This window comes from Cryobacterium luteum, from assembly GCF_900110125.1.
Lineage (GTDB): Bacteria > Actinomycetota > Actinomycetes > Actinomycetales > Microbacteriaceae > Cryobacterium > Cryobacterium luteum.
Genome location: NZ_FOCN01000002.1, coordinates 26,853 through 52,818, shown reverse-complemented (window position 1 = coordinate 52,818; position 25,966 = coordinate 26,853). Strand labels below are relative to the sequence as shown.

20 protein-coding genes and 3 tRNA genes are annotated in these 25,966 nt (G+C 65.0%); 12 read left to right on the top strand and 11 right to left on the bottom strand.

Features of this window, described 5'->3' with window-relative positions:
• Positions 1–108: 108 nt before the first annotated feature.
• From BMW72_RS02460 to BMW72_RS02440, 5 genes are all read left to right on the top strand, one after another.
• A tRNA-Glu gene (locus BMW72_RS02460) sits at positions 109–181 on the top strand.
• 87 nt (positions 182–268) lie between these two features.
• Positions 269–342, top strand: a tRNA-Asp gene (locus BMW72_RS02455).
• Between the two features lie 69 nt (positions 343–411).
• Positions 412–487, top strand: a tRNA-Phe gene (locus tag BMW72_RS02450).
• A gap of 290 nt (positions 488–777) precedes the next feature.
• Entirely contained in the window at positions 778–1,074 is a 297-nt protein-coding gene (locus BMW72_RS02445; RefSeq protein WP_092106941.1) for a WXG100 family type VII secretion target, read from the top strand.
• A gap of 120 nt (positions 1,075–1,194) precedes the next feature.
• Entirely contained in the window at positions 1,195–1,686 is a 492-nt protein-coding gene (locus tag BMW72_RS02440; protein ID WP_134360597.1) for a hypothetical protein, read from the top strand.
• Positions 1,687–1,741: 55 nt separating this feature from the next.
• Here the strand turns inward: BMW72_RS02440 and BMW72_RS02435 are convergent, their stop codons facing one another.
• The 4 genes from BMW72_RS02435 to BMW72_RS02420 all read right to left on the bottom strand — a co-directional run bounded on the left by BMW72_RS02435 (position 1,742) and on the right by BMW72_RS02420 (position 6,018).
• Positions 1,742–2,248 carry a hypothetical protein gene (locus tag BMW72_RS02435; protein ID WP_134450375.1) on the bottom strand — a complete coding sequence of 169 codons (507 nt, stop codon included), beginning with the start codon at positions 2,246–2,248 and terminating at the stop codon, positions 1,742–1,744.
• Positions 2,249–2,258: 10 nt separating this feature from the next.
• On the bottom strand, positions 2,259–3,932 hold the full coding sequence (locus BMW72_RS02430) for a hypothetical protein (RefSeq protein ID WP_092106935.1): 1,674 nt from the start codon (positions 3,930–3,932) through the stop codon (positions 2,259–2,261).
• Positions 3,925–4,866: a hypothetical protein gene (locus BMW72_RS02425; RefSeq protein WP_134450374.1), complete on the bottom strand. Its 942-nt coding sequence runs from the start codon at positions 4,864–4,866 to the stop codon at positions 3,925–3,927. The genes BMW72_RS02430 and BMW72_RS02425 overlap by 8 nt, the downstream gene beginning before the upstream one ends.
• 102 nt (positions 4,867–4,968) lie before the next feature.
• Positions 4,969–6,018, bottom strand: a complete 1,050-nt coding sequence (locus tag BMW72_RS02420) for a dipeptidase (RefSeq protein WP_092106931.1) — start codon at positions 6,016–6,018, stop codon at positions 4,969–4,971.
• 475 nt (positions 6,019–6,493) lie between these two features.
• Here BMW72_RS02420 and BMW72_RS02415 point away from each other — a divergent pair, with 475 nt between their 5' ends.
• The 5 genes from BMW72_RS02415 to BMW72_RS02395 all read left to right on the top strand — a co-directional run bounded on the left by BMW72_RS02415 (position 6,494) and on the right by BMW72_RS02395 (position 12,653).
• Positions 6,494–8,041, top strand: coding sequence for a sugar transferase (locus BMW72_RS02415; protein ID WP_241983917.1), 1,548 nt, complete (start codon positions 6,494–6,496; stop codon positions 8,039–8,041).
• A gap of 1 nt (position 8,042) precedes the next feature.
• Positions 8,043–9,296 carry a DUF1972 domain-containing protein gene (locus tag BMW72_RS02410; RefSeq protein WP_198410953.1) on the top strand — a complete coding sequence of 418 codons (1,254 nt, stop codon included), beginning with the start codon at positions 8,043–8,045 and terminating at the stop codon, positions 9,294–9,296.
• Positions 9,293–10,066 (top strand): CDP-alcohol phosphatidyltransferase family protein, encoded by a 774-nt coding sequence (locus BMW72_RS02405; RefSeq protein ID WP_092106929.1) that lies wholly within the window; start codon positions 9,293–9,295, stop codon positions 10,064–10,066. The genes BMW72_RS02410 and BMW72_RS02405 overlap by 4 nt, the downstream gene beginning before the upstream one ends.
• Positions 10,067–10,194: 128 nt before the next feature.
• Positions 10,195–11,661: a tyrosine-protein kinase domain-containing protein gene (locus tag BMW72_RS02400; protein ID WP_092106927.1), complete on the top strand. Its 1,467-nt coding sequence runs from the start codon at positions 10,195–10,197 to the stop codon at positions 11,659–11,661.
• Entirely contained in the window at positions 11,661–12,653 is a 993-nt protein-coding gene (locus tag BMW72_RS02395) for a glycosyltransferase family protein (protein ID WP_092106925.1), read from the top strand. The genes BMW72_RS02400 and BMW72_RS02395 overlap by 1 nt, the downstream gene beginning before the upstream one ends.
• Before the next feature lie 39 nt (positions 12,654–12,692).
• On the opposite strand, the gene BMW72_RS02390 is transcribed toward BMW72_RS02395, so the two are convergent.
• The 4 genes from BMW72_RS02390 to BMW72_RS02375 form a co-directional block, all read right to left on the bottom strand.
• The gene (locus tag BMW72_RS02390; RefSeq protein WP_241983916.1) at positions 12,693–13,772 is read right to left on the bottom strand and encodes a glycosyltransferase family 4 protein; all 1,080 of its coding nucleotides are present in this window, start codon (positions 13,770–13,772) and stop codon (positions 12,693–12,695) included.
• Positions 13,765–14,733: a glycosyltransferase family 2 protein gene (locus tag BMW72_RS02385; protein ID WP_092106921.1), complete on the bottom strand. Its 969-nt coding sequence runs from the start codon at positions 14,731–14,733 to the stop codon at positions 13,765–13,767. The genes BMW72_RS02390 and BMW72_RS02385 overlap by 8 nt, the downstream gene beginning before the upstream one ends.
• A 77-nt stretch (positions 14,734–14,810) precedes the next feature.
• Positions 14,811–18,398 (bottom strand): PKD domain-containing protein, encoded by a 3,588-nt coding sequence (locus tag BMW72_RS02380; RefSeq protein WP_134450373.1) that lies wholly within the window; start codon positions 18,396–18,398, stop codon positions 14,811–14,813.
• Between the two features lie 135 nt (positions 18,399–18,533).
• On the bottom strand, positions 18,534–19,262 hold the full coding sequence (locus tag BMW72_RS02375; protein WP_092106917.1) for a hypothetical protein: 729 nt from the start codon (positions 19,260–19,262) through the stop codon (positions 18,534–18,536).
• 226 nt (positions 19,263–19,488) lie between these two features.
• Between BMW72_RS02375 and BMW72_RS02370 the strand changes: the two genes are divergently transcribed.
• Complete coding sequence (locus BMW72_RS02370; RefSeq protein ID WP_092106915.1) at positions 19,489–20,562, top strand: glycosyltransferase; 1,074 nt, start codon at positions 19,489–19,491, stop codon at positions 20,560–20,562.
• Between the two features lie 97 nt (positions 20,563–20,659).
• Here the strand turns inward: BMW72_RS02370 and BMW72_RS02365 are convergent, their stop codons facing one another.
• The gene (locus BMW72_RS02365; protein ID WP_134360606.1) at positions 20,660–22,465 is read right to left on the bottom strand and encodes a hypothetical protein; all 1,806 of its coding nucleotides are present in this window, start codon (positions 22,463–22,465) and stop codon (positions 20,660–20,662) included.
• 280 nt (positions 22,466–22,745) lie between these two features.
• Here BMW72_RS02365 and BMW72_RS02360 point away from each other — a divergent pair, with 280 nt between their 5' ends.
• Entirely contained in the window at positions 22,746–23,261 is a 516-nt protein-coding gene (locus tag BMW72_RS02360; RefSeq protein ID WP_092106911.1) for an FAD synthase family protein, read from the top strand.
• A gap of 82 nt (positions 23,262–23,343) precedes the next feature.
• Here the strand turns inward: BMW72_RS02360 and BMW72_RS02355 are convergent, their stop codons facing one another.
• Positions 23,344–24,582: a right-handed parallel beta-helix repeat-containing protein gene (locus BMW72_RS02355; RefSeq protein WP_092106909.1), complete on the bottom strand. Its 1,239-nt coding sequence runs from the start codon at positions 24,580–24,582 to the stop codon at positions 23,344–23,346.
• A gap of 230 nt (positions 24,583–24,812) precedes the next feature.
• Complete coding sequence (locus tag BMW72_RS02350; RefSeq protein WP_092106907.1) at positions 24,813–25,874, bottom strand: hypothetical protein; 1,062 nt, start codon at positions 25,872–25,874, stop codon at positions 24,813–24,815.
• Positions 25,875–25,966 lie beyond the last annotated feature (92 nt).

Here is a 25,966-nt window from a genome sequence, read left to right as displayed (position 1 = left end):
GGTCGGCAAAATGTTCACCGTTTGAGCGGATGCCGCGCGCGCCGATTTGGCCTCAGCCGCACAAGACCGTATGCTTACTCTTCGGCAGCCATGAACTTTGTGGCTCACGGCCCCATCGTTTAGCGGCCTAGGACGGCGCCCTTTCACGGCGTTAACACGGGTTCGAATCCCGTTGGGGCTACGCAAACTGCACGTGCATGAAAAAGTAGCAAAGAAATAGAATAGTCTTATCAAGTGCCTCGCACACAGATTCATATCTTTACATCGAGGCCCTGTAGCGCAGTTGGTTAGCGCGCCGCCCTGTCACGGCGGAGGTCGCCGGTTCAAGTCCGGTCAGGGTCGCAAAGGCAATAGCCCTTTCGAAAGGAAGGGCTTTTTTCCTTAGAAGAGGCGTTTTTGACGCAGCTTTGGGGCCCTGTAGCTCAGTTGGTAGAGCGTTCGACTGAAAATCGAAAGGTCACCGGATCGACGCCGGTCGGGGCCACCACCGCCACTCCCTAGAAACTCACTCGTGAGGAACTCGGGGAGTGGCCTTTTTTATGCCCATTTTCGGGCTCCGCGCCGGCCTGCTCTCTCGCGGTGGCCACACTCTGGACACAAGTGAAATCAACGTGCGCTGCTTGACGCCTGACGGTGCGGCACATGTGTCGTGTCGCGGGCGCTATTCCGGCTGTTCGCAACGGTGGGTCATACACCTGGTATTCATTGGCCGAGCAGGACTTCCGGCTGGTAGCGTTGGGTTGCCTGCGCAATGCAGCTCTTATGGGGGAGTGTCACATGGCCAACATCAACGTCTCGTACCTGGAACTTAATTCGTCGGCCGACCGCCTTGTTGTCGGTCGCGACGACATCAACTCCAAGCTTGCTGAGTTGCAGAGCCTGATCGCTTCTCTCGTGAGCTCTGGTTTCGTCACCGACAAGTCCTCAGGCGCCTTCAACTCTTCCTACGAGCAGTTCACCAGCGGCGCCCGCGCCACCATCAACGGCCTCGACGGGCTGTCCAATTATCTGCGCACCACGGCGACCACACTGTCCGAGGTCGACGCACAGCTCGCCGCTCGACTCTCCCGCTAACCCCTCGCTGCCTGGCACTCGACGTTTAGCGGCGGCTGCCACTGTTTGGAGGTAACTATGTATGGAGACATGTCTGTCGTCAGGCTTGACTCGACGCGCCTGCGCACCCAAGGTGATGAAATGCGGGCCCGCGCACTGGCTATCAAGGCGCGTGCCGAGTCGATGAACTGGAACTCGGTCGCTGCGACCGCGTTCCGCACTGAAATCGGCGTCGCGGCCGATGCGCTCGGTCGATCTGCTGCCGCACTCGACACGGCAGCGGATGCCCTGACGAACCACGCTAGATCCGTCGACGAGGTCAAGGCGCTCATCCAGCAAGCCCAGGTGTGGGCGGGTGAGCGCCTGAATGAAGCACGCTCGATCGTCGGCAACGCCGTCAAGGTCGTTCACGATGTCGCGGAAAACGCGGTCACCGGCTTCATGACCGTGCTCGCCTCCGTCCCCGATCAAGTCAACAACGTCAAGGTCTCCGTTTTCCAGGTGTTCGGCGTTGACGTCGCACCCGAGACCGTTTCCCGCGCCGAGGACATCGTGCGGGCTGTTCCAAACCAGCCAGTTGACGGTGCCCGGGAGTGGCTCGACGTGCAGCGTTCCCTGGGCGCTTGCCGCTAAACCAGTCGCCGGGTTTCAACTCCCGCCCCGTCAGATGCCGGCGCCCTGCCCGGACTTAACCTGCCGACAGGGTGGGAACCGCACCCGGCCAGGCACCCAAGTATTCCGGACCATTGAAATAGACGCTGTATACCCCGGCAGTGGGCGGGTACGCGAACCCGGCGAGCAGATTCGCCTGCGTTTGCAGGTCGAGGGTTTGGCCGTTGCTGCGCACGGTCAACGTCAGTTCTGCAGGCTGGCGGTCGAAGGACGTCGCCCAGCCAACGCGCAGCACATAGTCAAGGACCCCTTCGGCAGTCATCGCGGCCTCGTCATCGACGTAAACCTCGATGATCGTTGCTGTTGACAAGCCGGAGATTGAGCTTCGAACAGTGGCGTCACTCAGCCCGGGAACAGCGTTCAAGAGCACGACGGCGGCATCGCTGCTGATCCCGGCGGCCGCGTCGGTCGGGGTCGGCGCGACGGTGGACATGCCGGGTTTCAGGATCGAACAGCCGCTCAGCACGCCCACCATAACCAGGACCGCCATCGTGGCGCAGGTCCAACGCTTTCGGATACTCATAGTTGGATCCTTATCGAGTTGCTGCATAGTCATGAACGGTTGCTTCGCCACCAGTGAAAAAGCCCCGCGCGGAAGCGGTGAACGCGTCGGCATTCGGATCGCCCGAACCCTGGAACTCTCCCGCCGTCACCGCGTACTTCACCGCGTTGTGGGGTTCCGTGTTGTCGCCCATCCCCGGGGGATCCGCGTGCACGGTGGCCTGGTTGGTCGTTGCGGGGTTGTCTGACCCGTCCCCTGCCGGGACCAGGTCCCCCGTGTGTTCGAAGGAGAGCACGTTGACGTCGGAGGGAATGTCGAAGTTGCCGATCGACGCACCGGCGGTGACGACATTGGTGATGTTGTAGTGCTGGTTCATCCAGGGGTCGGAGCTCATCAGGCCCGCGGTGATTCCGCCGAGGCTGAAACCGGCGAGCATGACCGGATCGTGGGGTTTCACACCCGCCTGCTCCATGGCTTCCTTGACGGCCGCCATGAGCACGGTCTGATGTTGCGCCATCGACGCCAGGTCGCTCGGCAGGTCGTTCGTGGCGGTGCCGGGTGCCAGAGCCCAGTTCTGGGTGCTGGGGATCTGGACAATCCAGTGCTTCACTCCGTCGACTCCGACTCGCTCCACCAGGCGAATGTCGGAGAAGTCATCCGGAGTACCTTCGGGAGAGCCAGCGGGGGCGTCCCCGTTCGTGTCGATCTCGTTGGCTCCGCGGAACAAGGTATCGAGGTCGGTCGGTACAAGCTGTGGTATCGGGTCCCCCTTGGAATCGGTGAAAGTAACGAAAGCCACGGTCGGCTGGCCGGTAGCGTCGTCGAGGGCGCCGAAGCGGCCGCCGCCGACAATGATGCCTTCCAAAAGCTGGTCATAGTCCAGCGGTGGCCAGGGTGCGCCGGTCAGGGAGGTCGTTCCGACGATGCCCAGCGGGCCGACGGCGAAGGTCGCTCCGGCGAGCAGCCCGGGAGCGAATTTAATGATCGTCTGCACGAAATCGGTGTGCTCGGCCGCCCAAGCCTGGATCGATGGCAAATCGGGGGCGCTGGCGAGCAGGGCTGCGAACTCGTCCGCGAGCTGCTGGTTGGCAGCGGTGGCAGCATCCGCTGGTGAATAGGCTGAGGCAAATGCGCTCGCTCCGGGTGCGAGGAGCGCGCCCGCACCGCCCGTCACCAGCACGGTGGCCAGCAGCCACGGGTTCTGCTGCACCTGATCGCCGATCGCATTCACGGCGGTCCCCGCCGAATCAGCCACCTCGGCGAGCTGATAGCTCACTTCGACGCCGGCCGCGTAGAGCGTTGCCCCACCGGCCACGACGGTCGCCCCGGCAACAACGACAACGCCAACCGCGAACCCGCCCACGAAGTACAGGCCATCTGCGGCCGTGGCCAGCGCGGAATCCACCGTCTCATAGGTGACGACGGCGCCGTCGATGAACAGGTGCAGCACCGCAACCCGGGCACTCTGCACGAGATACCCGGCTGCGGCCTGCAGAATCTTCGTCTCGGCATCGGCAAAAGTGGCGGGTGAGAGGATCGCCGATTCAAGCAGGTCACCGCCGACCGCACAGGCCGCGGTGTGGAGGCTCTCCGTCGCGAGGTACTCCTGCACCAGACCGAGTTCGGTTGAGAATGTGCGCATATCCTCGAAGGTCGCGACGAGGGGGGAGGTATTGGTGCCACCCGTCACCGTGAAGTCACTCATGAGCCATCTCCTCGAGGGTGATTTCGGCACAGAGGGAGGCGACTTCCGCCCGAATAGCGGCGTGCGTCACAGCGGCAATCGTGATGGTTGCAGAATCGACCACCTGCTCTGCCGTCGGCAATCCATCGTCTCCGGCCGGGAGCCGCACGTCCACACTGCGCCAACCGGCGGCGCCACGCACATAATTCAGCATCCGAACGGGAAGGCCGTCCTGCCGCGAGAGCCGCAGCTCGAACCCCGCGTCAAGATCACCGACGAGGCCCGAAAGCGCCCGCACAGCATCGGGGCCGCCGATTCGGCGAGACAGTTCCTCCAGCAGCAGCGGGTCGTGGGCGCGGAGAACCTCGATGCCGCCTCGGCTGTCCGTGAGCGACATCGTCACGAGCGGCCCGTTGCCGCCGGCTTCTCCACCGGACGGGATGGCCAGGGACAGTTTGTCGGCCAGGCGCGAAAACGGCACGACCGCGAACTCGACGCCAGCCAGGTCACCGGTCGATCCGCGCCCGTCATTGATCTCAACCCTCTGCGCCCGCGCGAGCGTAGACCCGAACCCGCCGCGCGCCGAAGCGACGAGCAGCAGCGTCGACTCTCGGGTCCACGCTGACACCTCGACCACCCAAGCCGGAACCATGTGCAGCGACAAAAAAACCATGAACGACTCAAGAAGCCAGTCGCTCAGATTCGCCGGGATCGGTGCGCGCGGGACATCCGCTGCAACAAGGCCCTTAGCGACCAGTCCGGAAAGCGCCGCCTGCGCCCGATCCGCAGCCTCAGCCAGGCCCAAATCACCGGTCCAGTCCTGACGAAACCGCAGCGGCAACCGCAGGGACGGCACATGATCCTGCACGAGGTGCAACTCGTCAGCGGTCAACAGAATACGCGGCACCGACGTGCCCGCCCCCAACGACTCACTCGTCACCATGCGCTCCCCCATGTGCTCACGCCCAGCCTACCGAGAATGCGTCCCCGAGAGTTTTTATCGCATCGAGGAGCGTGTTCACCCGATAACAACGCCCGCCGGGATTCCCCTCGCGGCTTAAGCGACGAAGGCGCGGTAAGCCGGGTCGTTGGCGCGGAGTACCCGGAGCAGGTTCCGGGAGCCAAGCTTGGCGAGGTCGGTGTCGCTCCAGCCTCGGCCCTGAAGCTCAGCGAACAGGTTCGGGTAGTCCGACGCGTCGGCGAGGCCGATCGGCATGTCGGGGCAGCCGTCGAAGTCACCGCCGAGACCGATGTGATCGATGCCGGCCACGTTTCGGGCGTGTTCCACATGGTCGGCAACCTGCGCAACAGTCACGACCGGCTTGTCACCGACCGAACCGTTGTCTTCCCAGCGCCGATAGTCGGCCGAGATGAACGCCGGAACGAAGGCGATCATCTGCACACCGTCGTTGGCGGCGAGCTGCCGAAGAATCGCATCCGGCACGTTGCGCGGGTGCGGATTGAGGGCGAAGCACGAGGAATGACTGAACAGCAGAGGAAGCGTTGTGGCGTCGAGGGCGTCCTGCATCGTGGCAGCGGAGACATGCGAGAGGTCGACCATCATGCCGATGCGGTTCATCTCTGCGATGACGGCGCGGCCCCGCTCGTTGAGGCCGTTGTGGGTCGCGTCGTCGACGGCCGCGTCAGCCCATTCCGTCGTCGAGTTCCAGGTCAGGGTCATGTAGCGCACACCGAGCCGCGCATACTCGCGGAGCACCGCGAGCGAGTTGTTCATCTGGTTGCCGCCCTCGACTCCCAGGAGCGACGCAATCTTTGCGCCTTGCTGGGCGCGTTCCACGTCGTCGGCGGTCATGGCACGCTCGAAATCGTCGGGGTAGGCCGCTATCAACCGGTGAACGAAGTCGATCTGCTCGAGCGTGGCCTGCACCGAGTCGGTGCCCTCGAGGTCAGTGTGCACCCACACCGACCAGAACTGGCCCTGCACGCCTCCGCGACGCAATTTCGGGACATCGGTTTGCAGCTGGCCGCGCCTCGACTCGTGTTCGTCGTCCAGCCCGGCAACCGAGTAGTTGCGATGCTCGCGGCACGCCCAGGCGAGGTCGTTATGGCCGTCAATAACGGCGAATTTCGGAATTCTTACGGTCATGTGAACTCTTCCCGGCAATCGATGCGCTCAGACCAGCCTAGGACCCCCACCATCGGGCGTTTTGGTTACCCCATCCGCCCAGCCCTGCGGCACCGATTGCCAAATTCCTGCCCGTAAAACCGGGGTTGATCTGCGGCCCAGCCGCGCCGGCGCAGCGCACGCTGTTACAACCTCCCCAATACAAGGGATTTTGACCCCTATTGAGGTTACAGCGCCGCCGACTTGAATCGGGGTAGTCTCTGCCAGTAAGTTGCTGAGAAAGAATCATGTTCCCCCGCCACGCTCCATCAAACGACAAGTGCCAGCATCGTCACTTTGTCACTATGACCGCCTGTTCCTGTAAACCCGACTGCAGGGAATGAAGAAGTGACATTGAATCCAATTTGCCCGACCGCCCCGGCAAGCTCGCGTTCCACCTCACTGCACCGGCCGCACCTGGCACCGCTTTCCCGCTCGACCGCAGGAGGAACGACGCATGAGTGAATCAGATTCGCCCGCATCCTTTGCCCGGTCCACGCCGTTTGGGCGTACCCCGAAACTGCGGCTCGTCGACGAGGCCGTGTCGGCGCGCCCCGACATGGCCGTCGACACCCCCTCCTCCGGCCTGATCTGGGCCCGACGGTACCGCACAAAGCTGCGACTGACCGATGTCGCCGTCATCGTTCTCGCTGTCGGCGTGGCGCTGGTCTTTCGGTTCGGCGTTGCCGACATTCCAGCCGTGCCGGGATCGTTCAGCGCCAACTACTGGCTCGTTTCCTTGCTCATCGTGGCGACCTGGCTCATAACCCTCGAACTTTTTCACACCAGGGATTCCCGCGTCATTGGCGTCGGAGCGAGTGAATACAAGCAGGTCATCAACGCGAGCGCTGTGACCTTCGGCATACTCGCCATCATTTTTCTGATCTTCAACATCGACATCGCCCGGTTGTACTTCGTTCTGGCGCTCCCCCTCGGCATCGTCGCGCTGGTTCTGGAACGGTGGCTGTGGCGCAAGTGGCTGCTGCACCAGCGCCGATTCGGCCACTACCTCTCTCGGGTAATCGTCGTCGGAAACCGCGACGATGTGGAATATGTCGTCAGCCAAATCGACAACAAGTCCGGCGCTGCCTATTACATCGTCGGCGCAGCCTTGGAAGACGGCATCGGTGACGAGATCTCGGCGGGCGATCGAAGGGTGCCGATCGTGTCCGATTTCGAACACGTCGCCGCTGCGGCGGCGGCTATGGGTGTTGACACGGTCATCGTGGCCGGACAGCCCAGCGGCGGCAGCTCCTACATCCGCAACCTCGGCTGGGACCTCGAAGGAACGTCAGCAGAACTGGTTCTCTCCAGCCGGCTGACGGATGTCGCCGGTCCCCGCATCCACTTTCGCCCGGTTGACGGCCTGCCGCTGATCCACGTTGAAATTCCCCGGTTCGAAGGAGGGCGCCATGCTCTCAAGCGCACCCTCGACATCGTCACTACGGCCTGCGCCCTGCTGCTCCTGCTGCCCGTGCTCGCGGTGATCGCCGTTCTCATCAAGCTGGACAGCCCCGGCCCCGTACTCTTTCGACAAGAACGCTGCGGCCGCAACGGACAAACCTTTCGCATAATCAAATTCCGCTCCATGGTGCAGACCGCGGAAGACGACCTGGCCGGGCTGCTCGACCAGAACGAAGCCTCCGGGGTGCTGTTCAAGATTCGCAACGACCCTCGGATCACCAAGATCGGCCGCGTGCTGCGCAAGTACTCGCTCGACGAGCTGCCCCAGCTGTGGAACATTTTTGTCGGCGAAATGAGCCTGGTGGGACCGCGCCCGCCCCTGCCAGAAGAGGTCCAGGTTTACGAAACGCACGTGCACCGCCGCCTGTACATCAAGCCCGGGCTGACCGGAATGTGGCAGGTCAACGGACGGTCGAATCTCAGCTGGGAAGACAGCGTACGCCTCGACCTGTACTACGTCGAGAACTGGTCGCTCGCCGGCGACCTGATGATCATCTGGCGCACCTTCAAGACCGTCATTCAACCAGTTGGGGCATATTGACATGACCGCGGGGACCGAACACAGTGCGCCCACCAGCCGCCGGCGTCTGAGCATCGCAATGATCGGTACCCGCGGAGTGCCCGCAGCCTACGGCGGCTTCGAAACCGCCGTCGAGGAGATCGGGCGCCGCCTCGTCGACCGGGGCCACGACGTGACCGTCTACTGTCGCCGCACGATTCAGCCGGTGCCGAAGGAATATCTCGGCATGAAGCTCGTCGAGCTGCCGGCACTGCGCCACAAGATACTGGAGACCCTGAGCCACACCGGGCTCTCGGTGCTGCACGCAACCCTGCACCGACCGGCCGATGTCGCTTTCGTGTTCAACGCCGCCAATGCCCCTTTTGTGCCGTGGCTGCGGCTGCGCGGAATTCCCAGCGTCGTGCACGTCGACGGACTCGAATGGAAGCGCGACAAATGGGGCGGCGCCGGTCGCCGCTACTACCGCTGGGCCGAAGAAGTGTCCGTGCGTGAAGCGGATGCCCTCATCGCCGACGCGCAGGGCATCGTCGACTATTACCGGGACGAATTTGCCATTCCGACCGAGCTGATCTCCTACGGCACCCGAATTCTGCACGACACTCCGACCGATCGGCTCTCCGAACTCGGACTCCGACCCGGCGGCTACCATCTGGTCGTCGCCCGATTCGAACCGGAAAACCACGTCGATGTCATCGTGGAGGGATACCGCGCGAGCGGGGCCCGTTTGCCGCTTGTCGTCGTCGGCTCTGCGCCGTACGCGGCCGAACACATCACCCGCATCAGCGACCTGGCGGCATCTGATTCCCGCATTCGCATGGTCGGCAGCGTCTGGGACCAGGACCAGCTCGATCAGCTCTACACGCACGCCAGCACCTACCTGCACGGTCATTCGGTCGGCGGAACGAATCCATCACTCTTGCGGGCCATGGGCGCCGGTACCAAGGTCATCGCCTGGGACGTCGTCTTCAATCGTGAGGTCCTCGGTACCGACGGTGCCTACTTCTCGCGGGCCGAGTCCCTGGGAGCCCTGCTCGAAGACGCCGAGCTCAGCCCCGACCGCGTCGCCGAGGTTGCCGCGGCCCTGCAACGACGTGCCGCTGAGCTCTACAACTGGGACGACGTCACGGCCAGTTACGAACATCTTGCCCGGCGCGTGGCCGTCGGTTACAGCACCCATCGCCAAAGCAGCGGGCGAGCGGGAGAGTCGACCTGGAGCCTTCCCGACAGCATCAACCGGCAACCATCCACTTCACCGTCCAGGGGGATCACACTATGACCAGCACCTCAGCCCAGGCAATCCGGTCGACCGAAACATACTCTGACACCGTGCGCCGTTTGTCGTTGGCGCAGAAGACGGCGGCGCGTGGGGCGCCGCCGTACTCCGTCTACGTCAACCGCCGGGTTGGCCGTTATCTCGCGGCCGGCGCCTATCGGCTGGGCCTCACCCCCAACAACGTCACCGCGATCAGCGCCGGCTTCACGTTCTGCGCCATCGGCCTGCTCGCGATCGGTGAGCCAAGCTGGTGGCTTGGAATCGTCGTCTGGCTGCTCCTGGCCACCGGGTACGCCTTCGACTCGGCCGACGGCCAGGTCGCTCGTTTGCGCGGTGGCGGCTCGCCGTCGGGCGAATGGCTCGACCACGTCGTGGACTCCATCAAGATCTCGACCCTGCACCTGGCGGTGCTCATCACCATGTTCACGCACTTTCCGCTCACGAATTCGGCCTGGTTGCTCGTGCCGATCGGGTTCACGGCCGTAGCCGCTGTGTCGTTCTTCGCGATGATTCTCAACGATCTGCTCAAGGCCAAACATGCTGAGGCCGCCCCGCTCTCCACCGCTCCGCGCACCGTAGTGCGGTCCCTGCTCGGCCTGCCCACCGATTATGGGGTGCTCTGCCTGGCCTTCGTGCTGCTCGGCGCCCCGCTGGCCTTTCTCGGCCTGTACAGCCTGCTCTTCGTCGCCAACACGGTCTATCTCGCACTCGCCCTCGCCAAATGGTTTCGGGACATGAGCTCGCTGGGTCGTGTCAGAGTCGCCCGATCCTGATTCGCGCATCCGCTCGGCTCAAGCCCGGTCCTGCCGTGTGCCCCCTACTGGGGATGCTACCTCAGGAGTTCGGAGGTGAGTTTTGATCAGCTTGATTGTAGTGTGGGCGCAACCGGACGGAGAATGCTGTGGAACCAATCGACTATTTGAGGACCATCACGAGACGGTGGCTGCTCATCATCATCGTGGGCCTCCTCGGCGGCGCTGTGGCCTGGGGCTACGCGGCCACCCTCCCGGCCCAATACCAGGCCACCAACAGCGTTTTCGTCACGAGCGACCGCGGGGAAACCACCAGTGAGCTGCTGCAAACATCGACGTTCACGCAGAACCTGGTTGAGTCCTATGCCCAACTCGCCACGACGCCGACGGTGCTGGGCCCGGTGATTAGCCGGCTCGGACTGGACATCTCCACTCCGGCCCTCGCTTCCCGAGTGTCCGCAGTCACTCCTCTCAATACGGTGTTCATCGAGATCACCGTCACCAGCCGATCGGCGGTGCAGGCCGTGGAACTCGCCGACGCCGTCTCCGATTCGCTCGCGACAGCGGTGGAAAACCTGGCGCCCAAGGGGCCGGACAACCTGCCATCGATCACCGTCAAGACCGTATCGCCAGCCCAACTTCCCGGCAGCCCCTTTGCACCGAACACGCAGCTCATCGTGCTCACCGGGTTGCTGGTGGGGCTCGTGCTCGGTGTGCTGTACGCCCTGGCCCGCGAGATGTTCGACACCCGGGTGAGTTCCGAGAAGGATCTCGATCGTGTGTCCTCTGATCCCCTGCTCGGCAAGGTCGGTCGCAAGAAACGCACCGATCCGGCCGGCCTGGTCATGCGGGTCATGCCGCACAGCGCTATGGCCGAGTCGTACCGCCGAGTGCGGGCCAACCTGGAATTCATCGACGTTGACAGCCCACCGCGCAGCGCCGTGGTCACGTCGGCGGTCACGCGCGACGGCAAATCGACGACCGCGATCAACCTGGCCCTAGCCATGGCGGAACGGTCCTCCCGAGTACTCCTGATCGACGCCGACCTGCGACGCCCATCGATCGCCGAACTGTGCGACCTCGAAGGTGACGTGGGCCTCACCACGGTGCTGCTCGGCGACGTCGGTCCCGACGATGCCATCGTGCGCTGGTCAGACGGGCTCGACGTGCTGCCGTCCGGTGCCGTGCCGCCCAACCCCGGACAACTGCTCGGTTCGGACGCGATGAAGACTCTTATGCACCGCCTGCTGCAAGATTACGACTTCATCGTGGTCGATTCCCCGCCGCTGCTGCCGGCCACCGACGCCCTCGGCCTGTCGCACCTCACCGACGGTGCCATCGTCGTCGCCCGTTACAAGTCGACCACCCGCCAGCAGCTCGCCACCACCCTGGAGTCGCTCGAAGCGGTCAACGCCCGCATCCTGGGCATCGTGCTAAACCAGGTGCGCGAACGGCGAGCCGAGGTGTACTACGGTCCTCTCGCTCCGGTGACCGGCACCGCGCCGCGCCCACCGGGAACCACCAACCGCGTCACGGCAACCCGGGTGCCGCGCACCACCTTCGATGAGACCGGTCGACGCAGTTCCCGCACGTCGGAACCTACGCGGTCGTCGTAGTGCGGGTCCTCCAGTCGTTTCCGGAGGGTCGTGCCACGACGAATCCCTACCTGCTGCAGTTGAGCCGGGCCCTCGCCCCGAGCGTCGAGGTGTTCGGCTTCACCTGGCGCCGGGCGCTCACCGGCCGGTACGACGTCTTTCACGTGCACTGGCCCGAGATCCTGTTGCAGGGGCGCACACCGGGGCGGGCACTCGCCAAACGGATGCTGTTCCGCCTGCTCCTGGCGCGGCTGCGGCTGCGCCGTACCGCGGTGGTGCGCACCCTGCACAACGTGCGCAGCCACGAAGCCGCGCCGCGGCGTGACCGACGGTTGCTGCACGCATTCGACCACCGCACGACGTTGTGGATTCGGCTCAACCCGTTCACCCCGGTGCCGGAGGGCGCGCTGGAGCGCACCATCCCGCACGGCGATTACCGGGACTGGTACTCGAACCGAACGTCCGCGGCGCCGATTTCAGGCCGCCTGCTGTACTTCGGCCTTATCCGTGCCTATAAGGGGGTCGACGGCCTCGTCGAGACCTTCCGCCAGTTCCCCGGCGAAGTCGAATCGTCGCTGCGGATCGTGGGTGCTCCCCAATCAAACGAACGGGCCCAACGACTGCTGCGAGCGGCGGCCGGTGACCGCCGCATCGAATTACTGCTGCGCCACGCGAGCGATGCCGAGCTCTCCGACGCCATCGGCGCCGCCGAACTGGTCGTGCTGCCCTACGCCGAGATGCACAATTCGGGTGCCGCCCTGCTGGCCCTCTCGCTCGACCGTCCGGTGCTGGTACCGACGAACGCGGTGACCGCAGCGTTGGCCGGCGAGGTCGGTCCCGACTGGGTACTCACCTACGACGGGCCGCTGTCGGCCAAGGTTTTGGCTGACGCACTCGATCGGGTTCGGCGGCCGCGCAGCGCCCCCGACCTCACGCACCGCCGCTGGAGTGTCAGCGCCTCCGACCATGTTGAAGCGTATGGCCGGGCCGTGCAGGCCGTGCGAGCGCGCTGACCGCAGAGCCAGCCCGGCGGCCGTTGAGCTGCATCGAGCTCAGGCGCCCGCGAACAGCCAGGCGTCGGCGGCGAGCCGCCCGTCGACGGGCGGGAGATCGCTGGCGGGCGGGCGTGGCGCCAGCAGGGCGTGCGCCACGGCATCCGCTAGCTGCTGTTCGGTACAGCCGGGCGCGACCACGTTGTGACCGTGTTCATCGAGCCAGGTTGCGAGCCCGGTTTCGGTCGTGGTCACGATGGTGCAGCCGTGCGCGAGGCCCTCAACGATCGGCAAGCCGACCTGTTCGCGCCAGGTGGGGGCCGGCTGGCTGGGCAGGGCCAGTACCCGGGCCCGGCGCAACTGCCGGTGAATTTCGCTGCGTGGCGGGTCAAGAACCAGTTCAATGGTCGGGTCGAGGGCGGCGGCCTGCCGCACCTGGTTCTCCAGCGCCCCCTTGCCGATGAGTGTGAGGCGGGCCTGGGGCAGCACCGCGGTCACGAGCGGCCACGCCGCCAGAATGTTCGGCAGCCCCTTGCGCGGCACGAACGCTCCGAGAAAAACCACCCGGTGAGCATCGAAAGCGTCCGAGCCGGTGCACGTGCACGAGGCTGGCAGGGCCGGGATGACGGCTGAGACCAGATTCCGAGCGGGTTCGGGCAGCGCTTTGCGGTAGGTGACCCGGGCGGCATCCGTTCCGAAGGCGATACGGTCGGTCTGCTGCCAGACAAACCGAGCCGCGAGACCGTTGAGACCGCGGCGTAGTCGTGGGCGAGCGCTGAGCGGGCGGTCAAACGGGTCGGCGTTCTCCAGTGCGTAGCTCACGATGGTCGATCGGCGACCACCGAGCAGCGTTCGCAGGCGCAGGGCACCGATCGCCAGCGCACTGGCCCACACACTGGACAGCATGAGCGGTTCGCCGATCTCGAGGGTCGTGACCGGGGAACGGGCCAGCAACCAGGCAGCGTGCAGGGGGTGAGCCTGCACCACCACGAGCCCCTTGGTGAGTTCTTCGTGAAAGTCATACCTTTTGACGCGGAACAAAATGGCTGCCGGTGGCAGCTCGTGCGCTCGTTCGAGGTGGGCGCTGCGCAGGGTGCGGTAGAGCCGTGCCCGGTCGGTGGCAATTCGGCGGCTAGCCACGCTTGTACTCGTGGTACACCGACCCAACCGAACCGGCCAGCATCCCCGCTCCGCGGGCGGCGGTGCGCAGTCCTCGGGCACGCAACGGCACTTGCCCCACGAGCGATCCGGCGAGGTAGCGCATAATTCCGCCGCAGACCCGGGCGGCCCCACGCGCCTGCAGCTTCATCCGCACCAGAACGCGTTGTCCGTTTTCGGTCTCGTCGAGGTTGATCCGACTCCAGGTGTTGCCCATGCGAAATGCACGTTGCAACACCCATTCCCTGGTGAGGCGGTCCGCCGGCACGATGTCGATGACGATGGCTTCATCGCACCAGATCATCTGCCCGCCGCGCTGGTGCAGCTGCCGCGTGAACAGCGAGTCCGAGCCGCCGGAGAGCCCGAAGCGTTCATCAAAGCTGAGCCCCAGACGGCGAACCTGAGCGAGATCGAGCAGCAGATTGTTCGTGGCCGCGAGAGACACGGGTGTGCCGGTGGTGAACCGGCGACGCTCGAAGAAGCCGCCGGCCCGAATCCACTGATCGGGTTCAATGTCGTACTGCGAGAGCACCGGACCGACGACGGCTGCGGGTCGGTAGGTCGAATAGGTGTCGAGCAGTTGCACCAGCCAGTGGCTGCTGGGCCGTTCGTCATCGTCGATGAAGATGAGCAGGTCGGCGCCCTGTCCTTCCTGCAGCGCGCGATTTCGCGCCGAAGCGATTCCCGGGGTCGGTTCGTGCACGTAGCGAACGGGTGTCTGTCGCTGCGATGCCGATGGCCGCGCCTCCAACCAGCTGGTTTCGGTCACCAGAGCACGCGCGCCGGCCTCGGGATCGTTGTCGACGACGACAATCTCAACCGGCGCGTGCACCATGTCTGCCTGGTCGAGCAGCTCCGGCAGGAGCTCCTCGAGGTCGGCCGGTCGGCGAAAGGTCAGCACGGCAATCACGACGCGCGGGTCACTCGTGGCTCGGTTGAACATGACCAGCCCCTCTCTTGTGGTGCGAAAATTGCAGCTGCTGCGGGAACGAAGGGATGGGCTCGTGGAGGCGGCCAGGATCAACCGGCTCGCTTCACGATGAGGTCGTCAAAGGTGGCGGTGACGGGCGTCACCGTGGCCGTCGACCCCAGATAGAAGGCCAGGCCGACGGCACCGGCCGTCTGCAGGGCGGCGGTGGAGTCCGTCGCCGTGGTCTGCCACGCCGCCGGTTCCACAGACCCGAGGGCCCAGATCTTGGCGCGAATGGTGGTCGGTGCCGACCCGGTTACCTGCAGGCGGAGTTGCATCGCGCTGCCGGTTGTGTAGGTCAGGCCGGCGATGTTCTGCGCTTTCAGGCTCGTGGCGCCGCGCATGAGCTGCAGCTGCACCACCCCGGTCGATAGATTCTTTATGCGTACCCGGTAGTCGTCGGTGCCGACCCGGCGACCGATCAGCGAGGTGTATGCACCGGATCCGGTCGCATCCTGCTGAAGGGTCGTGGTGACGAGCAGGTCGGTGTCGAGCAGGGAGACGCCGGAGAGATAGGCGTTGACGGTGGCGCCGGCCGAGGCCTTGAGTCGGCCGACACCGCCGCTCACCGAGTAGTTCGCTGCGGTACCGGTGGTGGTCCAGGTTCCCCCGGTATCGGCGGCGCCCAGCCCGGTCGCCACGGTGCGGGTGAACGCGTCAGTAGCGAGTGGGGTGTTCGGATCCACGTTCGGCACCACGACCGTCTGCACGATCTGCCCGGTCGCGGTCGAGTTGTCGGTGACCGTGAGAGTCACGTCGTAGCTGCCAGCGGCCGCGTAGGAGTGAGTCGCGCTTGCGCCGGTACCGGTGCTCCCATCGCCGAAGTCCCAGCTGTACCCGGTGACGGTCCCGTCGCTGTCAACGGAGGCGGAGGCATCCGTCGTCACTGTCAACGGTGATGCCTGGTAGCTGAACGCGGCGGTCGGCGCTACGTTGGCTGCCGGGTCTGAAGACTGCACCGTACGGGTCGTGACCGTGCTGGCGCCGGAGTTGTCGGTGACCGTGAGGGTGACCGGGTAACTGCCGGCGGTCGCGTAGGAGTGTGTTGCGGTGACGCCGGTCGCGGTGCTGTCATCGCCGAAATTCCAGGCGTAACTCGTGATGGTGCCGTCGGAATCGGTGGATCCGGTGGCGTCGACGCTCAGGTCACGATTGGCGATGGCGCTGCTGAACGAAGCCGTCGGTGCCACGTTGGCGGGGGGGCCGGATCGGCCGACCGAATTGTGCCTGGCGATGGCGCCGGCGCTGAGGGCTGTGTTGTAGACGGCGACCTCGTCGATGTCGGCGGCGATGTAGTCACTGGCCGGCCGGCTGGTCCACCCGCTGAGATTGTCGCCCCCGATGCGCCAGTAGCCCTGGATCGGGGCTGCCGAAGTCGTGTCGGCACGTTGTGCCACGAGAGCGCCATCGACGTACAGGGACATGCCGGCGGCCCCGACCGATGCCACAACGTGATGCCACTGGCCGTCGTTGTAGGACGCGGTCGTGTTGACGGTGCGGAGCACTCCGGGCTTCACCCCGAACCAGAGGCGGCCGGCGTTGTCCATGTAGACCTGGCGGTCGTAGGCGGTGGATGCTCCGCTCGCCGCACTCCCGAGTCCGATGATCTTTCCGCCACGGGTCGTGGTGGTCTTCACCCAGGCTTCCACGGCAAAGGCGCCCCGCGGGGTTTCGAACGCTGATGAGGCGGCGGTTCCGGCGGAAGTGCCACTGAATCGCGAGGCCGTTCCCGAGTCGGCGGCGAGCGCGCCCTCGACGTTTCGAGTGACTCCGGTTCCTGTTGTCGCGTTGGAGCCGGCAGCCCAGTCATAGGCGGTCGTGCCGGTTGGTTCGCCGAGCGGCCAGTACGACGAGGGCGAGTCGCTCTGCACGGTCTGGGCATAGGCGTTGTACTCGCCGGAGCCAGAAACGGTCACGCTCGCGGGATTGCCGGTTTTCACATTGCCGAAGGAATCCTGCACCCGCACGCGGTAGTCGTAGGTCTGGCCCGGCGTCAGCCCACTGTCGGTGAATCCCATGGCCGGTCGAGACCAATCGGTCGAGAGGCCCTTCACCGTGCCCACGGCGACACCATCACGCAGTACCTCGTAGGTGAGCTGTTCGTTGTCCCGGTCGAAAGCGGCTTTCCAGCCGATGCGGGCGGTGCCGGCCGACAGCGAGTCGGCGGTGGGTACGAAAGCGGATGCGGCGAAGGCCGCGTTCGCCACGCGCGGACCTTCCTTGTTCGGGGCAATAGCCTTGTTCGCGAAGCGCACGAGGCCCTGTTGTCCCTTGTTGTTGACGTTGGTGAACTCGCCACCATAGAGCAGGTATTGACTGTTGGCGGTGACGTTCCACGGCCCCTGGCCCTGGCCGGTGAACTTTCCGGAATTGATCTCGGGGTAGAAGGTCAACAGGCTCGGGCTCGGCTGGCCGGTGAAGCTGACGTAGCTGCCAACCGCGTTGGGGGTGAGCGTGCTCGTGGCCGCCATTGAAAAAGTCAGGGTGCGGTGGTAGGAACGCGGGCTGGTCTCGACCGGGCCGCCGAGGTTGCCGAGATTGCCGCAGTAGTGCGGGTGACCCGTCGTGTAAACGGCACCCGCGACCGGAACGGCGGAATAGGTATCTCCGTGGCAGTCTTCCAGCCAGATGATCGAACCGTCGCTCCAGTTTGCCCGAAAGGTGCCCTCGAAGTTCGCCCCGCTGCCATAGTCGTAACCGGTGCCGAAGGCGCCCTCGGCCGAGGAGCTGAGGCTGGTGATGCCCCCGTTGACGCCACCGTTGCGAACCACGGTGTTCACGGCCCAGGGCAGCGACGCACCGGTGATCGAATCTGTCGCGGCCATTCCGTAGCCGGGAGCGTTACCGCCATTGTAGGAGGTGAAGGAGCCACCGATGAGGACCTTCGCACCGTCGGGCGAAACCGCCAAGGCGTTGACCGATCCGCCGGCCGGGGTGCCGGTCCAATCGCGAATGGCCCCGTTGGAGGCGGCGAACGCGGCCATTTGATTGCGGGAGGCCCCACTCGCCGAGGTGAACACGCCCCCCACATAGACGGTGTCAGCGAAAGTGGCCAGCGATTTCACCGAGGCGTTGACGGTCGGCGCCCAGGACGAAATGAGCGACCCGCTAGCAGTGTCGAAGGCGGCGAGGCGGTACCGGGCCACCCCGCCGACGGTGGTGAAAGCCCCGCCGGCATAGAGCCGGGAGCCGTCGGGGGAAGCCACGAGCGACCGAACGGCGCCGTTGAGGTCAGGATTGAAGCTCGCGACCAGCACACCGGTGCTGAGGTTGTAGGCGAGCAGGTTGTTGCGCACGACCTCGTTGACTCCGGCGGCCGAGCCGGCCGGCCGCGCCCTGGTGAACTCGCCGCCGGCGTACACGGTGTTACCCACGATGACCTGAGACCAGACGACGCCGTTGATCTGGGCCGTGGGGAGCGCGTCGGCCGCGAAGGTCACGGGAGTGCCGGCATCCACTGGGGCCGTGTCAGCCTGCGCGGCGAACGGTACCGTCAGAACCCCGGCGATGACGGCCAGGATGGTCAGCAGGCTGAGCCAGCCTGCACGCAGCGACCGAGCAGCCCGCGATCGGGTCGGCTCTCGAAATGACGCCGTGGGCGGGGTGATGTGCAGGCGGAACACGGGGAGAAGTCGCACGGCGATTCCTTACTCGGGACGAGGCGGAAGGGCGTCGGGTAGCCACCGCATTCTTCGGAGTATAGTGAGAATCTTTCACTGATGGATGCCCCCTGTCCGGGGTACACCGTCGTGGCGGTTTTCGGCTGGCCCGCGTCACCGCGGTGCAGCACCCTCGAACAGCACGATTGGCACACCGACCGAGTAATCCACGGCGATGCGCACCCGGTCGCGCTGGTCAGTGGGAACAGCGAAAACGAACATCCCTTGCTGGGTTGCGCCCGGCGCGACGGCCTCCGGGAAGGGCGCGCCGCCCGAAGCGGTCAATTCAGTCGCCGGGCTCTGGTCGGCACCGAAGAACAGGTTGACGACGGTTGCGGTCAGGTTGACGGTATCGGCCGTGTCGTTGCGCACCGTCACGGTGAAACGCAGCGAGGGCCCGCCCACCTCTCCCGGTCCGCGGGCCACCCCGTTGACCGCTTCCACCGCACCGACACCGAAGACCACGCCCGGCACAGCCGCGGCGGGTTCGGTGAGCGGCACTGGAGCCTGTGCGGCAGGCGGGGCCAGCTCGCCCGCGGCGGATTCGGGCGGCGCCGGCGGAGCGACCGGCGCGGGCGTGGTGGCCGTCGGAGGAGCCGAGGGTTCCGCGCCTGGCGTGGCGGGCGTTGCTCCGGTTGACCGTGGGCTCGACGTGGAAGTCTCGCTGGTTCCTGCCGCGTCCGGGGATGTGCCGTTGGAGGCCGCGACCCCCGCGACGACGAGAACGACCACGACCACGGCGAGGGCAGCGGATGCGAGGATCCCCCAGAAGCGCCGCCGACTGGGAACTCCCTGACCCGCGGTTGGGCCGGTGGCGTCCGGGGCGGGGTGGCGCACTGACATGGTAAAACTCCAGGTTGCTTGGCTGGTCGGGATCGGGAAAGAATCGTGCTTCGGAAAAAATTGGTGCGCTATAAATACCGTGCAGCCATTAATACACGGGGTTCACCCTCATTCCTAGGGGGCAGGCGAACCCCGTACGGGGCATCCGCTCACGCTGTACAGTGTGCAAAACCGACACCGACACCGAGCGGCATTCAATCACGATGCGATCAACGAGGCGAGACAGATGAAGATTGCCATCCTGCACGGCAGCAACGATGCCTACGGTGCCTCCAAGGTGCTCTGTCAGGAAGTGGAATGCCTGGTCGGCCTGGGGCACGAAGTACTGGTCGTGGTTCCGCACACCGGCCCGTTAGCCACCGACCTGGCCCAATTCGGGAGAGCAGTGTCGGTGGTCGTCGACCCGACATTGGTGGTATTGCGCCGGAGCAAATTGACCGATCTGCTGCACCCGCTCACCCTGCGCCACGACGTGGCCCGTGCTGACGTCGTCGTGTTGTGGACCCTGGCCCTGAGCGCGTACATTCCCCTGCTGCGGTTGCGACGCCGCCGGTTCTACGTCTCCGTACACGAACTACTGCTCGGTCGCGTCGGCGGGCTGCTGGTTCGAACCTTGCTGGCATCCGGCGACTTCCCGGTGTGTGCGTGCAGTGAAGCCACCGCCGCCTGGTTGCGCGACCATGGCGTTGGTCGGGATCGACTGACGGTCACGTCTCCGGTGTTCGCTGCCGTCGAGGCGGTGCCTGATCGTTTTGTGCATGACCCGCTGACGTTGGCCGTCGTCGGGCGGGTCAATGGAAACAAGGGGCACCTGGAAGTCGCCACGGCCTTGCAATCGCCGGCCCTGTCCGGTGCGGGGTGGCGGCTCCTGCTGTTCGGCGCACCCTACCCCGGCCAGGACGAAGCTTTGCGGGCCGTGCAGGCGCTGGTGCACAGCGATCCCCGCATCGAATACCGCGGGGAAGCCGCTTCGGTGGCGGCCATTGCCGAGGAGATCGATGCCGTGGCTTGTTTTCCGTCGACACCGGAACCGTTCGGGCTGGTGCCGATCGAGGCCTGGCGGGTCGGCGTGCGTTCGGTCGGCTTCGCGGACGGGGGCGCGGGGGAAGTTCTTCCCGTCGTCGGGGGTCTCGGAGTGCGCCGCACCGACCGCCCCGACCGCGACATCACCGCCGCGCTCCTCGGCCTCGCTGTGGCACTGAAGGCACGCTCCCCCCTGCCGAAGCCGGCAGAGGTCAACCCGCTGTTCTCCCAGGGTCGCCGCCGCAACCTCATCACGCAGGTCATCGCTCGCAGCTGACCCAGCCACCAACGCGAATCTGAGGCAACTACCCGGGTGTCGGATGGTTGCCTCAGATTTGAGCCTGCGCGGGCGATCGCCGCGAGTGCTGACCGCCCTAGTCGGCCGGCACCTCGGGGATCGGCGCCGGGGCGTCATCCGGCAGCGGCTTGAGGCCCGGGTCCGGATTCACCTCCGGCACCGGTGGTGCCTCCGGGGCTGGCGCGATATCCGGCGTCAACGGCGTCTCGGGGGCCTCCGCCGGGGCGTTCGGGGTGACATTTTCGGTGGGAGCCTCCTTGGCCACCGCACCGGTCGCTCTAATGCTGGCCGATGACCCGGTCACGGCATTGCCAAAGGGATCAGTGGCCCGCACCTGGTAGGTGTAGGTTGTGCCGCCGGATCGCCCGGTGTCGGTCCAGCTGATGGTGGGCCTCTTCCAGTCCGTCGACAGCCCGGTTTGCGTGCGCACCACGACACCGTTGCGCAGCACCTGATAGGTGAGCTGCTCGTTGTCGCGGTCGTAGTTCGACTTCCAGGTGACTTTAACGGCGTTCGCACTCGGGGTGCTGAGTGTGGGCTGAAAGCCGGTGCCCGTTGCCTTGGGCCCCTCCTTGTCGGGAGCGATAGACGACACGGCGAACCTGGTGAGTCCCTGCTGCCGTTTGTTGTTCACGATCGTGAACTCACCCCCGTAGAGCACATACTGCGAGTTGGCTGCCACATTCCACGGCCCTTGGCCCTGACCGGTGTACGTGCCGGTGTTAATGTCGGGATAGAAGGCCAATAGCGTGGGGCAGGGCCGGCCTGCAAAGTTGAAGTAGCTGCCGCCCGTGACGTTTCGCGTGATGGTGCAGGTGGCGGCCTTGCTGAAGGTCAGCGTTCGGTGATAGCTGCGCGGGTTCGTCTCCGGGAATCCGCCGATGTTGCCGCAGAAGTGAGCATGAGCGGTGGTATACACGACGTCACCGACCGGAACTGCTGAGTAGGTGTCGCCGTGACAGTCTTCGATCCAGACGGTGTTGCCGCTGCTCCAACTGGCCCGGAAGGTGCCTTCGAACATGGCGCCCGAGCCAAAGTCATAGCCGGTGCCGTACACACCGTCGGCGTCGGAGGTGAGCGAAAGAATGGCCCCGTTGGGGCCGGCGTTCTTGATCAGTTTGCCGATATTCCAGGTCACTGCGCCGCCGGTGCTCGAGTTGGTGGCGGCCATACCGTAGCCGGGGGTGGTGGCCCCGTTGTAGGAGGTGAACGAACCGCCGATGACGACCCGGTCGCCGTTCGGTGAGATCGTCAGCGCATTGACGGCGCCGTCAGGAATGGTGCCCTTCCACGCTCCCACGGTGCCGGTGGAAGCACTAAACGACGCTGCCTTCTGACGGCTCTGCCCGCTTGTCGACGTGAAGCTTCCGCCGGCGTACACCGTACTTCCGTACGCCCCCAAGGCGCGGACCGTGCCGTTCGCGGTCGGCGTCCAGTCGGTTAGCAGAGCCCCGGTCGACGTGCTGAACGCAGCGAGTCGGGTGCGGGTAACTCCGCCGACGCTGCTGAAGCCACCCCCGACATATATGCGCGATCCGTCCGGAGATGCTGTTATTGCTCGTACGACCCCGTTCAGGCTGGGGTTGAACGATGTCATCACCCCGGTTGACAGGTTGTAGGCCATGAGGTTGTTGCGTGACACCTCGCTGGTTCCCGCAGACGCCCCCGCTGGCCGAGCCCTGGTGAATTCGCCACCCACGTAGACGGTGTCTCCGACGATCAGCTGCGACCACACGACGCCGTTGATTTGAGCCGTGGGCAAGGCATCCGCTGCAACGGTGGTGGGAGTGGATGAGCTGGGAGGCGACGTGTCAGCCTGGGCCGCTCCCGTCCCGATGAATAAAGCACCGGCAAGTGCAGCCGCGGCGACAATGGCTGTCACGGGAGAACGGAAACGCCACAACATAGAAGGGCCCTATCTCTGGGGCGGTGACCTCGGACAGCCCACGCAGTTGTGGAATTATACTCAGTTTACCGTTTGCCCCAACCCTCGGCAGCGAAGTCGCCGCGATGCGATTGACGGCGGTCGAACGTCGTTCGCTGCACTCCTAGCCACCGTGCCGAATAAACGTTAGGATTCCTCACTACCTCCCCCACCCTCTCCCACCCGAATTCTGCCGTGCTCGCGTGGCAGCCTGAGAGAAAAGAAAATTGAGCACCCGATGGCCACAGAGCAGCCCGTCCCCCCTTTTGGCACCGACGGAGCCAGCCCCCTGCGCATCGGCTACGCCGCCGGCGGGTTCGATCTCTTTCACGTGGGGCACCTGAATATTCTCAAGCACGCCAAAAGCCAGTGTGATTACCTGATCGCCGGCGTCGTCTCCGATGAGATGCTCGAATTGACCAAGGGTGTCACGCCGGTGGTCCCGCTGTTCGAACGCCTCGAGATCGTGCGGCACATCTCCTTCGTGGATGAGGCCGTCGCCGAAGTCGTCGAAGACAAGATGGAGACCTGGCGCCAGCTGCGGTTCGACGTGTTTTTCAAGGGCGACGACTGGCGCGGAACACCCCGAGGCACCCGTCTGGAGCGTGAGTTTGCCGCAGTCGGGGTGGACGTCGTCTATTTTCCGTACACCGTCAACACCTCCAGCACGATGCTGCGCCGCGCGCTTGACGCGCTGACGCGACCGGATGCCGCCTCACGCTGGCAGTCCCAGGCGATCGAGGGCACGTCGTAGCCTGCCCTGTGTCGTTTCAGCACAATTAGGGGCGGATTCTCGTGCACGAGAATCCGCCCCTCTGCCGTTAGGTCCGAGTCTGCTACCCGGGGTGCACCTCCACGAGGGTGTCGTCGGGCGTGTAATAGTTGTGCGACATCTTCACCTTGGTTGACGAGGGGGCAATCACCGCGCAATCGTCGACCCGAGTATTGCGGCCAAAGGTGTTGTCACTGATGACCACACCCTGCAGGGGACCGTATGCTTTCTCGGCGAGGTTGATCGAGCATCCGCCGCCGTCGGCGATGTTGTTCGTAATGGTGAGATTGGACACGTCACCGCGGTCCTGGGTGACCTGCACGGAGGCATTCCACGCATCGGTCAGACGGTTGCCGTCGATGCGAATGTTCGACCCTTCCTGAATCTGAATGGAATCGTCGTGGCTCGGCGTTCCGCCCTGATTCGGGTCCCGGTCGTAGTGGAGGTTGTCGTGCACCCACGAGTCCAGGATCGTAACATTTCCACCGGTCAGATGGATGCCGTCGATCACACCGTGAATATTCAGGCGGGTGGCCTCGAAGTTGTAGCCGTAGATTCCCTGGACGTCTGGTGACGACTTCGAGGGAGACAACTCCGTGTCAATGATGCGCAAATTGTCGTAGCCGCCGAGATTGCCGATGAGGGCCATCGGACCGCTGAGGTCCCGGCCGCGCACAATCGAGTTCTTGATGGTGACGTTGTCGGCCTCGATCTTGACCATGCCGCGAATGTCGAGGCCGTCGATGACGGTTCCGGCCCGGGTGATCGTCAGGTCGCCGTTGTGCACCGTCAATGCCGTGCCTGCCGGTACTCCTGTGTTGCTGGCGTTCGGCGTGCCTCCCGTCGAGGGCGGCGTGGGAACGGGTGCCGGTGCGGGTGCCGGCTTCGGGGCTGGTGCCGGCGCGGGAGCCGGAGCCGGGGCGGGCGCCGGCGCCGGCGCCGGAGCCGGGACGGGGGCGGGGACCGGCACTGGAGCCGGCTGCGGTGCGGGGGCCACAATCGGTTCCGGGGCGGGAGTCACCGGCGGAAATAGTTGCGCCAGGAGCCAACGTAGTTGGGCCAAGGTCAGGCCCGTTCCCGGGGTGGTTTCTGACGCGGGGGGCCCGGCGGGCTCGGCACCCCACGGAGTGATCGTGGAGTTCTCCGCTGCTTGTTGTGCGGCCTCGGCGGGGGCGATTCCGATGAATGCGCCGGTCAGTCCGAGCGCTACAGCGGCAACGGCCGTCGTGCGTCCGCGACGGAATGTGGACCGAGCTTTGTGGGGGGCGGGTAAGCCGGTCGTCTGAATCGGGTTGAGTTTCATGTATGTAATTTCGTGTCCTGCACACGTTTCGGGACGTGTTGGGCGGGGCAGCTGAAGGGAGCCGCCGGTCGTGGGTAAAGCATTCCGTATCGCCAGGAGCGGGTCAAACGGAAGGTTATGAATACCTTGAAGAACGCGCTGACGCGCGAGGCGCCAACTCGAATCAGGGGCACCGAGGGCCCCTCGCGCAGGCGCCAACGAGATGCACTGCGCGAAGGACTGGGGGCTGCCTAACCGGTGCGAACGGCGACGGTCTTGCTGTCCGGCGTGTAGTAGTTACGTGCCGTGGAGATCTTCGTGGTGGTCGGCGAAATCACGGCGCAATTGAGCAGTCGGGTGTTACGGCCGAATTTGTTGTCCTGGATGACCGTACCGTGGATGGGGCCGTAAGATTTCTGGGCCACATTGATGGTGCAGGCGCCGCCGTCGGCGAAGTTGTTGGTGAAGGAGAAGTTCGAAACATCGCCGGTGTCCTGCGTGATCTGCACCCCGGCGTTGTGGGAACCGCTCAGCGTGCTGCCGTACACCTTGATGTTGCTGCCCTTCTGAATCTGAATGGAGTCATCATGGCTGGGTTTTCCGCCCTGGTTCGGGTCGCTCACGTAGTGCAGGTTGCCGTGCAGCCAGGAGTTCGCAATCGTGACATTGCTGCCGGTAATGTGAGCAGCATCAATGACGCCGTGGATATCGACCCGGGTCAGCGTGAAGTTATAGCCGTTGATCCCGTTGATGTCGGGAGACGGCTTCGACGGATACAACTCCGAGTCGATGACCTTCAGGTCGGAACGTCCGCCGAGGTTGTTGATCAGCGCAGCGGGTGCGCTGACGCTTCGTCCGCGGATGATCGAGTTCTTGATGGTCACGTTGATCGCGTTGATCTTGACCAGACCGCGAATATCCAGGCCGCTGATGACGGTTCCGGCCCGGGTGATATTGAGATCGCCGTTGTGGACCTTCAGGGTCGTACCGGCGGGGACTCCGGTCGTGCCGGCGCCCGCGGTCGCAGCGCGAGCGATGCCAGCGATTGCGGCCTGGGCTGGAGCGGCGAGACCCGCCAGTGGAATGAGAACGGCGAGGGTAGCAGCGGCCACCAACGCTGGGGTTCGTGTGGTCGCGGTGAATCGGGCCCGCTTGCGCTCCAGACGCACGGCACCGGGCAGATCGGGGCGGTTAAGGTCGGGACGAGGCGGTTCGAGGCGATGCGCGGCAGGGCCGCGCTGGGAAGCGCCATTGTGATGCGTCGGGGTGAGAGTCAGGGGTCGGCGATAGGAACGTGAGATATGGTCGGTCATGAATTCTTTTCGGGTGGTGCACGTTCGGGTATGCGGCTGAGGCAACCGCAGGGAGTCACCGATAGTTATTCGAGTGTTACCCAAAAATGAAA

What these genes read in the sequence shown, in the direction of transcription:
- BMW72_RS02445 (WP_092106941.1), top strand. Translation starts at nt 778, where the DNA reads ATGGCCAACATCAACGTCTCGTACCTGGAACTTAATTCGTCGGCCGAC.
- BMW72_RS02440 (WP_134360597.1), top strand. Translation starts at nt 1,195, where the DNA reads ATGCGGGCCCGCGCACTGGCTATCAAGGCGCGTGCCGAGTCGATGAAC.
- BMW72_RS02435 (WP_134450375.1), bottom strand. Translation starts at nt 2,248, where the DNA reads ATGAGTATCCGAAAGCGTTGGACCTGCGCCACGATGGCGGTCCTGGTT.
- BMW72_RS02430 (WP_092106935.1), bottom strand. Translation starts at nt 3,932, where the DNA reads ATGAGTGACTTCACGGTGACGGGTGGCACCAATACCTCCCCCCTCGTC.
- BMW72_RS02425 (WP_134450374.1), bottom strand. Translation starts at nt 4,866, where the DNA reads ATGGGGGAGCGCATGGTGACGAGTGAGTCGTTGGGGGCGGGCACGTCG.
- BMW72_RS02420 (WP_092106931.1), bottom strand. Translation starts at nt 6,018, where the DNA reads ATGACCGTAAGAATTCCGAAATTCGCCGTTATTGACGGCCATAACGAC.
- BMW72_RS02415 (WP_241983917.1), top strand. Translation starts at nt 6,494, where the DNA reads ATGAGTGAATCAGATTCGCCCGCATCCTTTGCCCGGTCCACGCCGTTT.
- BMW72_RS02410 (WP_198410953.1), top strand. Translation starts at nt 8,043, where the DNA reads ATGACCGCGGGGACCGAACACAGTGCGCCCACCAGCCGCCGGCGTCTG.
- BMW72_RS02405 (WP_092106929.1), top strand. Translation starts at nt 9,293, where the DNA reads ATGACCAGCACCTCAGCCCAGGCAATCCGGTCGACCGAAACATACTCT.
- BMW72_RS02385 (WP_092106921.1), bottom strand. Translation starts at nt 14,733, where the DNA reads ATGTTCAACCGAGCCACGAGTGACCCGCGCGTCGTGATTGCCGTGCTG.
- BMW72_RS02375 (WP_092106917.1), bottom strand. Translation starts at nt 19,262, where the DNA reads ATGTCAGTGCGCCACCCCGCCCCGGACGCCACCGGCCCAACCGCGGGT.
- BMW72_RS02370 (WP_092106915.1), top strand. Translation starts at nt 19,489, where the DNA reads ATGAAGATTGCCATCCTGCACGGCAGCAACGATGCCTACGGTGCCTCC.
- BMW72_RS02360 (WP_092106911.1), top strand. Translation starts at nt 22,746, where the DNA reads ATGGCCACAGAGCAGCCCGTCCCCCCTTTTGGCACCGACGGAGCCAGC.
- BMW72_RS02355 (WP_092106909.1), bottom strand. Translation starts at nt 24,582, where the DNA reads ATGAAACTCAACCCGATTCAGACGACCGGCTTACCCGCCCCCCACAAA.
- BMW72_RS02350 (WP_092106907.1), bottom strand. Translation starts at nt 25,874, where the DNA reads ATGACCGACCATATCTCACGTTCCTATCGCCGACCCCTGACTCTCACC.